This is a genomic window from Streptomyces sp. R44, assembly GCF_041053105.1.
Lineage (GTDB): Bacteria > Actinomycetota > Actinomycetes > Streptomycetales > Streptomycetaceae > Streptomyces.
Map to the genome: position 1 here is coordinate 1495623 of NZ_CP163444.1, position 13107 is coordinate 1508729.

Genomic DNA, 13107 nt, shown 5'->3' on the forward strand with positions numbered 1-13107 from the left:
GGCCGTCATCCTTTCACCGCCCGGCCGCGCGGGCGTTTGACTCCCCAGCCGACCATCATGGAGCCGCCGAGCACGCCGAGCGTCATGCCGAGCAGGAAGCCGCCCAGGTTGGAGACGACGAGCGAGACGACGGCGAGGACCGCGCCGATCAGCCCGAAGGTGTACCGCTGGGCGGGCAGCGCGAGCGGGACGAGCCCGCACAGGATCATCCCGCCGCCGACGAGATAGCCCGCCACTCCCCCGAAGCCGGTGCTCACGATCAACTGCAGGGAGCTGAGGGAGAACTTGAGGACGGTCCAGCCGCCGGCCACCAGCCAGACCCCGCCCCAGAACGGCCGGGTGCGGCGGAAGGCGCGGAACCAGACGTACGCCGCCCTCGCCCGGCTCAGCATGTGGTCGCCGTTCCCGCGACGACCCTGATCTTCAGGTCGGGCAGCACGAGCGCGCCGGCCATCTCGGCGTCGTACGCGGTGGCGTTCAGTCCGTGCAGCGCGATGGAACTGCCGCCCTCGCCGCCGGCCGAGCCGAGTCCGAAGCCGCCGGGCAGGGCGCCGGTGAGCGGCTTGCCGGCGACGCTGACCTGGTCGGCGGACTGGCCGAGCACCGCGTTTTGGAGGGTGGTGGGCCCGTACGCCTGGAGTTCGGTGGCCTGGATGTAGAGGTTCGAGGCGTCGATGTCGGTGGTGAAGGTGGCGGGCGGGGTCGCCGTGACCTTCTGGCCGCCCGTCAGGAGCAGCGAGTACGGGACGCCGGCGATCGTCTGGTGGACGATGCCGCAGAGTCCGGCGAGCCCCGCGCTGGCGAAGCCGACGCGCGCCATGGCGGTGTTGGTGGTCGTGGTGCCGTCGGGGCGTCCCACGGCGGGGGTGTTGACGATGGCGCCGAAGCCGCTGCCCTGCACGCCGTTGGAGGTCAGGGTGAAGGGCTGCCCGGTGACGCTGAAGTTGGCGGCGAGCGCGCCCTGCGCGAGCGCGGTGCCGAGGACGCCGACGGCGAGGGCCGAGGGGACGAAGGCGAACGCGCCGCGCCCCCAGCGGGTGCCGCGGCGGGTGCCGTCGGCGGCCTGGGCGAGCATCCGGGTGTTCCAGTCGGCGGCGGCGCGGCGGGCACCGGAGAGCAGGTCGTTCACGCGGATCCGCTCCCCAGGGACACGGGCGTCTCGGCGGACGGGGTGGTACGGCGCGGGCGGCGGCGCCTGGCGGGCTTCTCGGGCAGCCAGGCGAAGGCCATGGAACCCCCGAGGACCGAGAGGACCATGCCGACGAAGAGGCCGCCGAGGTTGGAGAGCGGGAAGGACGCGACTCCCGCGATCACCGCGATGACTCCGGCGGTGTGGCGCTGTCCGGGCAGCAGCAGGATGAGCAGCGCCATCGCCATCAGGAGGACGCCGCCGGCCATGCCCGCGATGCCTCCGAGGCCGACCTGGAGGATCTTGCCGAGCGGCGCCATCGGCAGGAAGAAGATGACGAAGCCGCCGAGTCCGGTCCAGACGGCCGCCCAGAACGGGCGGGTGCGGCGCCAGCGGCGGAAGGCGGTACGCGCGCGGTGGAGCCTGCCCGGAGTGGGCTCTCGGTTCGGCTCGGGCGGCGGATCGGTGGTCATGGGGGCCTCGCAGCGGTGGGTCGGGGTGGGAGGGCCGGGGCCCCGCGCCGTACGGAGCGCGCGGAGCCCCGGGGTGGTGCGTGCGATCAGGCTCCGCAGGTCTTGTCGCCGTGGGCGATCCCGATCGCGAGGTCCGGCAGGGTGATCGCGCCGGCGATCGTGGCGCCGTTGGCGTCGGCGTTGAGGTTCTTGATGTCGGTCCGGCCGCCGGTGGCGTCCAGGCCGAACTGGCCCGGGGTGCCGTCGTTGATGCCGGTGCCCTTGATCCCGGAGCCGTCGGCGGCCGCGCCGATGACGTTCGGGGTGGTGTCGCTCGCGTTGAGCGTGGCCGTGGCGGCCTTGAGGGCCTGCGCGTCGAGCACGAGCTTGTTCGCCTGGAGCCCGGCACCGGCGACGAGCTGGTCGCTGGTGAGCGGGGTCGCGGCGGCGGGCGAGGAGATGTTGAGGGACCAGGTGCCGAGGCTGCCGATCACCGGGAGGTTGACCGACTGCGTGGCGTGGACGCAGATCCCGTCGAGACCCGCCTTGGCGATGCCGACCTCGGCGGCGCCCTTGGCCCCGCCGGCGTCGATGGTGTGCATGACCGCGCCGATGCCCTGGGGCGCGGCGACCGTCTTGGAGCTGAGGGTGAAGGGGACGCTGGTGAGCGAGAGGTTCGCGGCGAGCGCGCCCTGGACCATGGCCGTGGCCATGGCGGCGATGGCGGCCGTCGCGGGAACGGCGAGGAACGCCGATCTGCGCCAGCGGGTGACGCCTCTGGTCTCGTGCTGCATGTGATCTCCAACCGTCGTGCCGCCGGCGTCGAATGACACTTTGCGGCTCCCTGTTCGAGAATTGGACACTCTAAGGAGAAGTGTCAACACTTCTGACAATCCTGCGGAGATTTCCCCCTGGTCTAGTCTTGGCCGATGCCACGGTTCAGGGAGACGGTCCGGACACTGCTGCGCGAGCGGCTGCTCGACGCCGCGTACGAGGCGGTCGCCGACCGCGGCTTCGACAAGCTGCGCATGGCGCACCTGGCAGGCGCGGTCGGCGTCAGCCGGCAGACGCTGTACTCGGAGTTCCCCTCCAAGGAGGCGGTCGGCGAGGCCCTCTTCCAGCGCGAGCTGGAGCGCTGCCTCGTCGGCATCCAGCAGGGCCTGGACGCGCACCGGGACGACCTGCGCGCGGCCGTCGAGGCCGCCGTCGGCTTCACCCTCACGCTGGCCGGCCGGAATCCGCTGGTCAAGGCCATGCTGACCAGCACCGGCGAGGACGGACTCCTCTCGTACCTCACGACCCGGTCCGCCGCCGCCTTCGACCTGGCGACCGCGATGGCCGACGCGTACGTCACGGAGGCCTGGCCCACCATCGATCCGGTGGCGCGCGAACTGGCCGTGGACGCGGCGGTCCGGCTGACCGCCAGTCATATCGTCCAGGCCGGCCCCTCGCCGGAGGAGTCGGCCCGGCGCATCGCGGACACCGTGGTCAGGGTCGCCCTGAGCACCGGCCGGGAGACCATCCCCGGATAACCGTCAGGGACCCGGCCCGCGGTACTCCTCCAGGACGGGCCGGTTGCCGATGTCGGGCGAGGCGGAGACGGGGAAGGCCCGCACGCCGACCCTGCCCTCGACCCGGTCGAGCGCCCCCCAGCCGTACGCCCGCGAGTCGTCCGACAGATCGGGGTTGTCCCCCAGGTAGAAGAACGCCCCCGCGGGCACGGTCCGCAGCTCGGACCGTGCCGACCGGGTGCCGTCGGGACCGCAGCAGGCGCCCGTACGGTGGGCCTGCGCCGCCCATTGGGGCGCCACCACCCGTCGTACGGGCCCCCGGCCGCCCTCCTGGAGGAGGACCTGGAAGGGCTCGTCCGGCGTGGAGACGATCGCGACCCGGTCGCCGGGCAGCGCGATCACCCGCTTGACCAGGAGGGTGTCCTTCCCGGTGGCCCGCAGCAGCACGACGTCGAACCGGTTCGCCCGGCCCGCCGAGCCCGGGGCGACGAGGATCCGGTCGCCCTGGTGGAGGGTCGGGGTCATGCTGGTGCCGTCGACCCGGACACCGAGGGCCGTGACGGCGACGCCGGCGAGCAGGCAGAGCAGGACACCGGTCCCGAGGACGGCGCCGGCCGCCCGGCGCGGGTTCATCGGCGTCGGGTGCGGTCCGGCGGCCGTACGGCGCCGGACCGGTCGATTTCGGTCATGGCGGGAAGGTAGGCCGGGTGGCGGGCGGCGGCTGTGACCGTACCGCTCAGGGTTGTTGACCGCGCGTCTGATAGGACCGGGGCGTCTCGCCGGTCCAGCGCCTGAACGCCCGGTGGAAGGCGCTGGGTTCGGAGAAGCCGAGCTGCCGGGAGAGCCGCTCGATCGACACCCGGCCGCCGGTCAGTTCGGCGATGGCGTGGTCGCGCCGCACCTGGTCACGGAGCCGCTGGTACGTCGTTCCCTCGGCGGCCAGTTGGCGCCGCAGGGTCTGCGGGCTGACCGACAGCCGGTCGGCCAGCTCCTCGGGCGTCGGCACCGGCCCGGCGGGCAGCGCCCGGCCGATCAGGTGCCGCACCCGGCCGGTCACCGTACTGCCGTGGTCGGCGCAGACCAGGACGTCGACCGGGGCGCGGCGGAGGAAGACCTTGAGCGCGGCCGCGTCCCGCAGGACGGGTTCGTCGAGGTCCGCCCGGTCGAAGACGGCCGCCGTCCGTTCCGCGCCGAAGACGCAGGGCGCACCGAACAGGAGGGCGTACTCGCGCGCGTGCCGGGGCTCGGGGTGGACGAACTCGACCCGCCGCAGGCCGATCCGGCGCCGGACGAGCCAGCCGGCGAAGCGGTGCGCCACCAGGACGGTGGACTCGGCGCCGAAGTGGAGGGGGTCGTCGTATCCGGAGACGTCGAACTCCATCCGCGCCTCGTCGAGCGCCCCCGCCCCGCCCGCACCGGGCTCCAGGAGCCGGAAGCGCGGCCCCGCGGGGAAGAGGGAGTAGAAGGTCTGCGCACGCCGGAGCGCCTCGCGCAGGTCCCGGCTGCCGTGGACCACGACATGGGCCATCATCGCGAAGGTCCCGACCTTGCTGGGCGCGCCGCCGAAGCCGATCAGCTCGTCGTCGAGGGTGGCCCAGAGCGTTCTGACGAGCTGTCCGAACTGTTCCGCGGGGACCCGGGCCCGGTGCTCCTCCTCCAGGAGCCCGGCGGGCAGTCCGGCGCGGGCGAGGAGCGGACCGGGAGCCACTCCGCGCCGCTCGGCGCCGAGCAGTACGGCCCGTACGTGATGCGTGCTGACCGACGAGTTCACCGAAGCTAGACACTTTCATCGAAGGATGTCCAGGTTCCGACACTCTACTCAGAACTGTAAGGCGCTCGAAGTACGCATCCTGTGAACGGGACACAGCTCACAGCCGTACCGTCACCCGTGCAGCAAGCACACCGAGGAAAGAGGGGCAGCAGATGAGCGGAGTGGCACGCCGGACGGTGGTCGCGGCGGCGGGCAGCGCGGGCCTGGCGGCGGCGCTCGCCGCCTGCGGGGGCGGCGCGGACGACAAGAACACCGCCGCGGAGGGCGGCACGCTCGCCCGGACCGGGGACATCCCGGTGGGCGGCGGGAAGATCCTCGCCGACAAGGGCCTGGTGATCACCCAGCCGAAGGCCGGCGAGTTCAAGGCCTTCTCCTCGAAGTGCACCCATCAGGGCTGCGCCGTGAGCAGCATCAAGGACGGCGTCATCGTCTGCCCGTGCCACCAGAGCCACTTCGACATCTCGGACGGCAGCGTGAAGTCCGGCCCGGCGCCCTCGCCGCTGCCGCCCGAGCCGATCCAGGTGGTGGGCGAGGAGATCAGCCCCGGCTGACGGCACCGCCCGAGGTCGCGGAGCCCCCGGGGCGCCCGGAACTCCCGGCGCCCCTGGGGGCCTTCCAGCAACCCAGCACCTCGTCGGTCGTGGTGATCGTGGCGACGAGTGCGAGCGTGTGGCGGATCATCGCGGGGGTGTAGTCGGCCGGCACCCCCGCGATGGCGTCGCCGGGCACGACGACCGTGTAGCCGAGGTTCACGGCGTCGAAGACCGCGTTGGGCACGGCCACGTTGGCGGAGACCCCCGTGACGATCAGCGTGCGGCAGCCGAGGTTGCGGAGCAGCGCGTCGACGTCGGTGCCGGCGAGCGGCGAGAGTCCGTGCAGCCGCCGGACGACCAGGTCCTCGTCGGCGACCTCGATCGGTTCGGCGATCCGGACGGCCCTGCTGCCGCTGTGCTGCTGCACGGGCAGCCGGGCGGCGGCCGTGAAGAGCCGGGCGTTGGTGTTGGCACCCCGCCCGTCGGGGCGCCGCTCGGCGACGGCGTGGATCACCTGGACGTCGGCCGCGTGCGCGGCGGCGACGAGCCGGGCGACGTTCCGCAGGGCGCCCGACGCGCGGGCGACGGCGGCCAGTTCGGGCAGGGCGCTGTCGGGTCCGACGACCCCCTGCTGGCATTCGACGGTGAGCAGGACGACGCCGCCGTCCGGGCGGATCCGCTCCCCGAGCCGTTCTCTCGGACTCTGACCCATGGCCTCCCCTTGCATGCGCGCGGTGGGACCCCCATGCTTTCTGACGTCTCATCAGAAATCCAGAAGGGTGCGGACGATGACCGTCGCACAGCGCCGCGGACGCCGGATCATGATGACCCCGGCCGAGCTCGACTCCTTCCTCGCCGAACAGCGCACCTGCCGGGTCGCGACGGTCTCCGCCGACGGCCGTCCGCACGTGAGCGCGCTCTGGTTCGTCTGGGACGGCTCCTCGCTGTGGCTGTACTCGATCACCCGCAGCCGGCGTTGGGCGGAGCTGCGCGCCGATCCCAGGATCGCGGTCGTGGTGGACGACGGCGAGGAGTACGGCGAGCTGCGCGGAGTCGAGCTGTCGGGGACGGCCGTCTTCGTCGGCGAGGCGCCGCGCACCGGGGAGCCGTGCCCCGAACTCGACGTGCCCGAGCAGCTCTTCGCCGCCAAGAACTTCGGCCTGGACGCCATGCCGCACGACGGCCGGCACGCCTGGCTCCGGCTGACCCCGGACGCCATCGCGTCCTGGGACTTCCGCAAGCTCGCGGGCCTCTGAACCAGGGCCTCAGCTCGCCAGCGGCTCCGCCGCCGCCCGCAGCGCCGCGACGACCGCCCGTACGGAGGGGCGGCGGCCCGCGTCGCCGCGCCAGGTGGCGTAGATGTGGCGCCGGACCTTCTGCCGTACGGGCACGAAGACGACCCCGTCCGGCACCGGACGGCCGAGCCGGGGCGTGACGCACACTCCGAGCCCGGCCGCGACCAGGGCCAGCTGGGTGTGGTGCTCCCCCGCGAAGTGCCCGATGCGCGGCTCGATGCCCTGCGAGCGCAGCGTGAACATCAGCCAGTCGTGGCAGAACTCGCCCTCGGGCCAGGAGACCCACTCCTCGTCGGCGAAGTCCTCCAGGTCCACCGCCTCGCGGCCGGCCAGCGGATGCCCGGCGGGCAGGGCGACGTCGGCGGAGTCGTCGAGGAGGTGGGCGCGCTCCAGGCCGCCGGGGACGGGCGCCCGCTTGTTGCTCCAGTCCAGGACGATCGCCAGGTCGGCGTCGCCGCGCAGGACCGCCCGCACGCCGGGCTCCGGCTCCAGCTCCGCCGTGCGGACGCGGAGTTCGGGGTGGCCGGCGCGCAGTGCGGCGAGCGCGGTGGGGAACAGTCCGCGCGCCGCCGTCGGGAAGGCCGCGAGCCGTACCTCGCCCACGACCCTCCCCCGCTGTGCCTCGATGTCGGCCTGGGCCATCTGGACCTGGGACAGGATCCGGGCCGCGTGCTCGGCGAGGAGCAGCCCGGCGTCGGTGAGCCGCACGCCCCGGCCGTTCTTGGCGAGGAGCTGCTGTCCGACCTCGCGCTCCAGCTTGGACAGCTGCTGGGAGACGGCCGAGGTGGTGACGTGCAGGCCGTCGGCAGCGCCGCTGACCGAGCCGTGCCGGGCGAGGGCGTCGAGGGTGCGGAGGCGCTCCAGGTTCAACATGTCCGCTCCAGGTTCACCATGCCCGCTCCAGGTTCGACATGTAAGCGATTCTAAGGGGAGGGGTCGAGGAATTCTCGCTTGTTCTAAGACATCGCTCCCGTCACCCTGAGTGCATGAGCCCCGCAGCCCCGCCCTCCCCGTCCCCCGCCCCCTCCTCCCGCCTGCTCGACTGGCGCGTCCGGTTCGGCGCCCTCGCCCTCATCTGGGGCTTCAGCTTCCTCTTCATCAAGGTCGGGACGGACGGCTTCGCCCCTCTCCAGGTCAGCTTCGGGCGGCTGCTGTTCGGTACGGCGGTGCTCGCCGTCGCGATCGTCGTGAAGCGGGACCGGCTGCCGCGCGGGGCCCGCGTCTGGGGCCATCTGGCGGTCGCGGCCTTCCTCCTGAACGCCCTGCCGTTCTCGCTCTTCGCGTACGCGGAGCTGACGATCCCCTCCACCCTGGCGGGCATCTGCAACGCCACGACCCCGCTCTGGGGCATGGTCCTCTCGCTCGTGGCGCTGTCCGAGGACCGCCCGACCCGGGTGCGCGCGGCCGGTCTGGGCATCGGCTTCATCGGCGTGCTCACCGTGCTCGGCGCCTGGCAGGGCTTCTCCGGCCTCGACGTGACCGGCACGGCCCTCGCCCTGCTCGCCTCGTTCAGCTACGCGGTCGGCTGGATCTACGTCCGCAGGACGCTGAGCGGCACGGGCGCCTCGAACCTCTCGCTCGCGGGATCCCAGGTGGGCCTGGCGACCCTGCAACTGGCCGTGGTCACCCCGCTGTTCACCTCGGTCCCGGAGTCGGTCGAACTGATGCCGCTCCTTGCGGTGATCGCGCTCGGCGCGCTCGGTACGGGGTACGCGATGCTGCTCCAGTACGGCGTCGTGGCGGAGGTCGGCCCGACGACGGCCGCCATGGTCACGTACTTCATCCCGGTCATCGCCACGGCGGCGGGCGTCGCGCTCCTGGACGAGCGCCTCACCTGGAACACCCCGGTCGGCGCGCTCGTGGTCCTGGCGGGCGCGGCGCTCACCCAGACCCGCGGCTCCACCCGAACGGCGGGCGTGCGCGCCTCGGGCGGCGGGCGCCTCTCCCTCTCCCGTGTCACTCTCCGTGACCCCCGCGCGGACAAGATCGTTCCCCGGGCATGAACCTCACCTCACTCCCCCGCACCCTCCTCGCCGCCCTGGCCGTGACCGGCGCCTTCCTCGGCTTCGCCGGCCCGGCGCAGGCGGCCCCCGCCACCGCCGGAGCCGTGGCGACCATCGCTCCCCTGGACGGCCCGGAGCCCGTCGAGCTCGACGAGCAGGGCCTCCCCGACCTGCTGGAGGACTGACCGCGCGGAGCGGCGGGGCACGGGAACGGCCGGACACCACGAGGGCGGTGTCCGGCCGTTCCGTGTGCGCCGGTCGTCAGTCGCCGCCCGATCGCGCCCCTCCGAAGAGGGTCTGGAGGGCGTCGACGGCGCTGCCGTCGTGATCGCTCCCCGCCGTGCCGCTGCTGCCGTACTGGACGTTGGCCGCCCGGTCGATCTCCACGACGGAGTCGGCGTGCGAGTTGTCGATGACGGTCAGCAGGCTGCCGCCGGCCGCCGCCGGCGCGGCGCCGGTGGCGAGGAGGGTCGCGGCCAGACCGAGCGCCTTCAAGGGCGCCCTGAGGCCGGGCCCCGTTCCCTGGCGCGGGATCACCGGGCTCATGCGCCCACCCGCTCGGGGGCCGTCTGGTGGCGGGCGATGTTCCGCTCCAGGAGCCGGGTCGAGGCGGCGACCCCGACACCGGTCTCGGGGTCGAAGGACGGCAGCCGGCCGTTGGCCCGCTTCAGTTCGACGAGCGCCGAGTCCATCGCCTCGTGCGCCGCGAAGAGGCAGGGCGTGCTGTAGATCGCCACGTCGACGCCGAGCTCGGAGAGTTCGTCGAGCGAGAGCCGCGGAGACTTCCCTCCGGCGATCTGGTTGAAGAGCAGGGGCTTGCCGCCGACCACCTCGCGGATCCGGTGGATCCACTCGACGCTGCGTACGCCGTCCACGAGGACGACATCGGCGTCGGTGGCGGCCAGGCACTCCGCCCGCCGCAGGATGTCGGCCTCGTCCGTGGCGTCCGTCCTGGCCACGACGACCATGTCCCGGCGGGTGGCGAGGACCATCTTCAGCTTGGCCAGGTACTCGTCGAGCGGCAGCACCTGCTTGCCATCCGCGTGGCCGCAGCGGCGCGGCCGCTTCTGGTCCTCCAGGATCACGCCCGAGGCGCCGATGCGCTCCAGGCCCTCCACGACGTGGCAGGCCACCTCGGGGTCGACGTAGCCGTCGTCGATGTCCACGAGCAGGTGGTGGCGGGGGAACGCGCCGCGCAGCCGCTGCACGAAGGCCACCATGTCCGGCCAGGCGATGAAGCCGATGTCCGGGAGCCCGTAGTACGAGGCGGCGAAGCCGAACCCCGAGACGAACATCCCGTCGTAGTGGTCGGCGGCGACGGACGCCGAGTACATGTCGTACACACCGATCAGCGGGGTCGTCCCGGGCGCCGCGACGGCCTCGCGCAGACTGCTTCCATAGCTCAAGGTATGACTCCTGGTCATTTCGGAAAAACACGGCATGAGTGAAGAACCGCCGCAACACGGCGGGGCTTTACCAAAACCTGATGATTTCCTGAACCAAGGACGAACATCGCTGTACGGGCGCTTTACTCACTCTCCCGGCGTAGCGCTTTCACCAGAGAAACGTCACTGGTGAGGAACGGACTTGCCCCCCAGGGCAGACGGGCTCTAGCCGTAGCTCCGCGCCGGCGCCGGCCCCACCGCCCCCGCCACCGCCTCGGCCAGGGCCTCGACCTCGGCGGCGGTGAGGCCCGAGACGGTGAGCCGGATCGCCGGCCCCGCGTCCATCCGGAAGCGGGCGCCCGGTGCGACCGCCCAGCCCGAGGCGAGCAGCCGGGCCACCGCGCCGGTCTCGTCGGATACCGGCACCCAGACGTTCATGCCGGCCCGCCCGTGCGCCTCGACGCCGCGCCGGGCCAGGGCCCGCACGAGCCCGTCGCGCCGCTTGCCGTACGCGCGGGCGACGACGGCCGGGTCCACCGCGCCCGTGGCCCAGAGGTGGGCGACGGTCCGCTGGAGCAGCCTGCTGACCCAGCCGGGGCCGAGCCGCTGCCGTCCGAGCACCCGGTCGACGGTCTCGGCGTCGCCGGTGAAGGCGGCGATCCGCAGGTCGGGCCCGTAGGCCTTGGCCACCGAACGGACGAGCACCCAGCGGTCGGTGACGCCGGCCAGCGGGTGGAGGGGCTGCGCGACGAAGCCGTGCCCGTGGTCGTCCTCGACGAGCAGCACGCCGGGGTGCGCGGCGAGGACGCGCCGCAGCTCCCGGGCCCGGTCCTCGGTGACACAGGCCCCCGTCGGGTTCTGCGCCCGGTCGGTGACGATCACGGCCCGCGCCCCGTCCTGTCGGATCGCCCGCTCGACCGCCTCGGGGAGCGGGCCCTCGTCGTCGACGGCGACCGGCACCGGGCGCAGCCCGAGCGCGGGCACGAGGTCGAGGAGGCTGCCCCAGCCCGGGTCCTCGACGGCGACGGCGTCACCGGGCCTGAGGTGGGCGGCGAGCACCCGCTCGACGGCGTCGAGGGAGCTGGAGGTGACGCCGATCGGCCCGGCGGGCACGCCGTCCGCGTCGAAGGCGGCGCGGGCGAGGCGGCCGAACTCCTCGTCGACGGGGGCCTCTCCGTACATCCCGGGCCGCTCGGCGTACCGCCGGGCGACCTCCGCGAAGGCCTCGCCGAGGGGTGGCAGCAGGGTGGGGTCGGGGTTGCCCTTGCCCACGTCCCGGACCCCGGCGGGGGCCTCCACGCGGATCGAGCCGCGCGCGGTCGTGGCGGGGCGCGGCCGCACCCGGCTGCCGCGCCGGCCGTCCGTCTCGATGACCCCGCGCTCGCGCAGGGTGCGGTAGGCGGCGGCGACGGTGTTCGGGTTCACACCGAGCGTGAGCGCCAATTCCCGCATGGGCGGCAGCAGTTGGCCGGGCTGCAGCGCGCCCGCGCCCACGCCCCGCTCGACGCTGGCGGCGATGTCCGATGCGCGACGACCTTCGATCCGATACTCTCCTAGCACAAACAAGATTATGCACTAGCGCAATGGAGTACGCAATGAGCGCCGCCGCCGACACGAGCACCACTCCCGACACGTCCGCGCCGAGCGACACCTACACGCCGACCGACCGCACGGTGCCCACGCGCTCCCGGCAGCGCGCCTCGTACGACAAGGACCTCGTCCACTCGATACTCGACGAGGCCTACGTCTGCCACCTCGGCTTCGTCCGCGACGGCGCGCCGGTCGTCCTGCCGACGCTGTTCGGCCGGGTCGGCGAGCGGCTCTACGTCCACGGCTCCACCGGCTCGCGGCCGCTGCGCGCGGCCGGCGACGGCGTGGCGGCCCCCGGTCTGCCCGTCTGCCTGACCGTGACGCACGTCGACGGCCTCGTGCTCGCCCGCTCCGCCTTCCACCACTCGCTCAACTACCGCTCGGTCGTCGTCCACGGCACCGCCCACCAGGTCACCGACCCGGACGAGCTGCGGACGGCCCTCGACGCCCTCGTGGACCACGTCGTCCCCGGCCGCTCCGCCGACTCGCGCCCCGGGAACGCCAAGGAGATCGCCGCCACCGCCGTGATCCGGCTCGACCTGGACGAGGTCTCGGCGAAGGTCCGCACCGGCGGCCCCAACGACGACCCCGAGGACCTCGGCCTCCCGTACTGGTCGGGTGTGATCCCCGTCCAGGGCGGCTACGGCACCCCGGTCCCGTCCGACGACCTCGACCCGTCCGTCGCCCTGCCCTCCTACCTCACCGCGCTCTGACCCGGCGCCCCGCACAGGAAGGACGGACCGACGATGCTGATCCACCCCTGGGACGCCGCACATGACGAGGGCGAGTGGCGCGACTGGCTCTCCCGGCACGACTTCGGCCAGCTCGCCGTCAACGGCCTGGCCGGCGAGCCGCCGTGGGTGCAGCCGCTGCACTTCCGGTACGAGCCCGAGCCCGGCCCGTACGGCCGCGCCCTGGCCCACCTGGCGCGCCCCAACCCGCTCTGGCGCGCCCTGGAGGCCGGCCCGACGGTGCTCCTGAGCGTGGTGGACGACTACGTCTACGTGCCGGGGCACTGGACGGCCCCCGAGGGCGCCCCGTCCGAGCACGGGACCCCGACCTCGTACTACGCGGCCGTCCAACTGCGCTGCACCGCGCGCGTGGTCGACGATCCGGCGGAGAAGGCCGCGCTGCTCAACCGCCAGGTGGCCCACTTCCAGCCGGAGGGCGGCACCGCGTCCGTCGCCCCGGGCGAGGCCCCGTTCGGCCGCATGCTGCCGGGCATCCGGGTGCTGAGCCTGGAGGTGACCGACGTACGGGCGAAGTTCAAGTACGCGGGCAACAAGCCCCAGGAGGTCCAGGACCGGATCTCGGAGCGGCTCGCCGAACGGGCGGGCCCCGGCGACCTGAACGCCCTGGCCCACCAGCGGCGCCGCCGTACGAACGGATGAGACCGGTGGGGGCGGGTTATGAGAACACCCGCCCCCACCGCGGATCT

General features: G+C 73.4%; 18 protein-coding genes. 7 read left to right on the forward strand and 11 right to left on the reverse strand.

The window, feature by feature from the left end; translation table 11 throughout:
* Positions 1-5: 5 nt before the first annotated feature.
* From AB5J54_RS06935 to AB5J54_RS06950, 4 genes are all read right to left on the reverse strand, one after another.
* Positions 6-392, reverse strand: a complete 387-nt coding sequence (locus tag AB5J54_RS06935) for a DUF6114 domain-containing protein (RefSeq protein WP_369143014.1) — start codon at positions 390-392, stop codon at positions 6-8.
* Positions 386-1129, reverse strand: coding sequence for a DUF6230 family protein (locus tag AB5J54_RS06940; RefSeq protein ID WP_369143015.1), 744 nt, complete (start codon positions 1127-1129; stop codon positions 386-388). The genes AB5J54_RS06935 and AB5J54_RS06940 overlap by 7 nt, the downstream gene beginning before the upstream one ends.
* Entirely contained in the window at positions 1126-1602 is a 477-nt protein-coding gene (locus AB5J54_RS06945) for a DUF6114 domain-containing protein (protein WP_369143016.1), read from the reverse strand. The genes AB5J54_RS06940 and AB5J54_RS06945 overlap by 4 nt, the downstream gene beginning before the upstream one ends.
* An 86-nt stretch (positions 1603-1688) precedes the next feature.
* Entirely contained in the window at positions 1689-2375 is a 687-nt protein-coding gene (locus AB5J54_RS06950) for a cholesterol esterase (protein ID WP_369143017.1), read from the reverse strand.
* 135 nt (positions 2376-2510) lie between these two features.
* Between AB5J54_RS06950 and AB5J54_RS06955 the strand changes: the two genes are divergently transcribed.
* A complete protein-coding gene (locus AB5J54_RS06955; protein WP_369143018.1) occupies positions 2511-3113 on the forward strand; it encodes a TetR family transcriptional regulator in 603 nt (200 codons plus the stop codon).
* A gap of 3 nt (positions 3114-3116) precedes the next feature.
* Here AB5J54_RS06955 and lepB read toward each other — a convergent pair whose 3' ends face one another.
* Together lepB and AB5J54_RS06965 are read right to left on the reverse strand one after the other, a co-directional pair.
* Complete coding sequence (gene lepB, locus AB5J54_RS06960; protein WP_369143019.1) at positions 3117-3725, reverse strand: signal peptidase I; 609 nt, start codon at positions 3723-3725, stop codon at positions 3117-3119.
* A 103-nt stretch (positions 3726-3828) separates the two neighbouring features.
* Positions 3829-4863 (reverse strand): AraC family transcriptional regulator, encoded by a 1035-nt coding sequence (locus AB5J54_RS06965; RefSeq protein WP_369143020.1) that lies wholly within the window; start codon positions 4861-4863, stop codon positions 3829-3831.
* A gap of 152 nt (positions 4864-5015) precedes the next feature.
* Here AB5J54_RS06965 and AB5J54_RS06970 point away from each other — a divergent pair, with 152 nt between their 5' ends.
* Positions 5016-5414 (forward strand): Rieske (2Fe-2S) protein, encoded by a 399-nt coding sequence (locus AB5J54_RS06970; RefSeq protein ID WP_369143021.1) that lies wholly within the window; start codon positions 5016-5018, stop codon positions 5412-5414.
* Here AB5J54_RS06970 and AB5J54_RS06975 read toward each other — a convergent pair.
* Positions 5401-6108 carry a cysteine hydrolase gene (locus tag AB5J54_RS06975; protein ID WP_369143022.1) on the reverse strand — a complete coding sequence of 236 codons (708 nt, stop codon included), beginning with the start codon at positions 6106-6108 and terminating at the stop codon, positions 5401-5403. The two genes, AB5J54_RS06970 and AB5J54_RS06975, sit on opposite strands and share 14 nt — an antisense overlap.
* Before the next feature lie 76 nt (positions 6109-6184).
* Between AB5J54_RS06975 and AB5J54_RS06980 the strand changes: the two genes are divergently transcribed.
* Positions 6185-6652: a pyridoxamine 5'-phosphate oxidase family protein gene (locus AB5J54_RS06980; RefSeq protein WP_369143023.1), complete on the forward strand. Its 468-nt coding sequence runs from the start codon at positions 6185-6187 to the stop codon at positions 6650-6652.
* A 9-nt stretch (positions 6653-6661) separates the two neighbouring features.
* On the opposite strand, the gene AB5J54_RS06985 is transcribed toward AB5J54_RS06980, so the two are convergent.
* Positions 6662-7564, reverse strand: a complete 903-nt coding sequence (locus AB5J54_RS06985; protein WP_369143024.1) for a LysR family transcriptional regulator — start codon at positions 7562-7564, stop codon at positions 6662-6664.
* 113 nt (positions 7565-7677) lie between these two features.
* On the opposite strand from AB5J54_RS06985, the gene AB5J54_RS06990 reads away from it, so the two are divergent.
* Complete coding sequence (locus AB5J54_RS06990) at positions 7678-8694, forward strand: DMT family transporter (protein ID WP_369143026.1); 1017 nt, start codon at positions 7678-7680, stop codon at positions 8692-8694.
* Positions 8691-8879 (forward strand): hypothetical protein, encoded by a 189-nt coding sequence (locus AB5J54_RS06995; RefSeq protein ID WP_369143027.1) that lies wholly within the window; start codon positions 8691-8693, stop codon positions 8877-8879. Before AB5J54_RS06990 ends, AB5J54_RS06995 begins: the two co-directional genes overlap by 4 nt.
* A gap of 76 nt (positions 8880-8955) precedes the next feature.
* Here AB5J54_RS06995 and AB5J54_RS07000 read toward each other — a convergent pair whose 3' ends face one another.
* The 3 genes from AB5J54_RS07000 to AB5J54_RS07010 all read right to left on the reverse strand — a co-directional run bounded on the left by AB5J54_RS07000 (position 8956) and on the right by AB5J54_RS07010 (position 11639).
* Positions 8956-9240: a hypothetical protein gene (locus AB5J54_RS07000; RefSeq protein ID WP_369143028.1), complete on the reverse strand. Its 285-nt coding sequence runs from the start codon at positions 9238-9240 to the stop codon at positions 8956-8958.
* A complete protein-coding gene (locus tag AB5J54_RS07005) occupies positions 9237-10100 on the reverse strand; it encodes an oxaloacetate decarboxylase (protein WP_369143029.1) in 864 nt (287 codons plus the stop codon). The genes AB5J54_RS07000 and AB5J54_RS07005 overlap by 4 nt, the downstream gene beginning before the upstream one ends.
* 204 nt (positions 10101-10304) lie before the next feature.
* Positions 10305-11639: an aminotransferase class I/II-fold pyridoxal phosphate-dependent enzyme gene (locus tag AB5J54_RS07010; protein ID WP_369143030.1), complete on the reverse strand. Its 1335-nt coding sequence runs from the start codon at positions 11637-11639 to the stop codon at positions 10305-10307.
* A gap of 35 nt (positions 11640-11674) precedes the next feature.
* Here AB5J54_RS07010 and AB5J54_RS07015 point away from each other — a divergent pair, with 35 nt between their 5' ends.
* Entirely contained in the window at positions 11675-12382 is a 708-nt protein-coding gene (locus tag AB5J54_RS07015) for a pyridoxamine 5'-phosphate oxidase family protein (RefSeq protein WP_369143031.1), read from the forward strand.
* Between the two features lie 33 nt (positions 12383-12415).
* The gene (locus AB5J54_RS07020; protein WP_369143032.1) at positions 12416-13060 is read left to right on the forward strand and encodes an FMN-binding negative transcriptional regulator; all 645 of its coding nucleotides are present in this window, start codon (positions 12416-12418) and stop codon (positions 13058-13060) included.
* Positions 13061-13107: the final 47 nt, after the last annotated feature.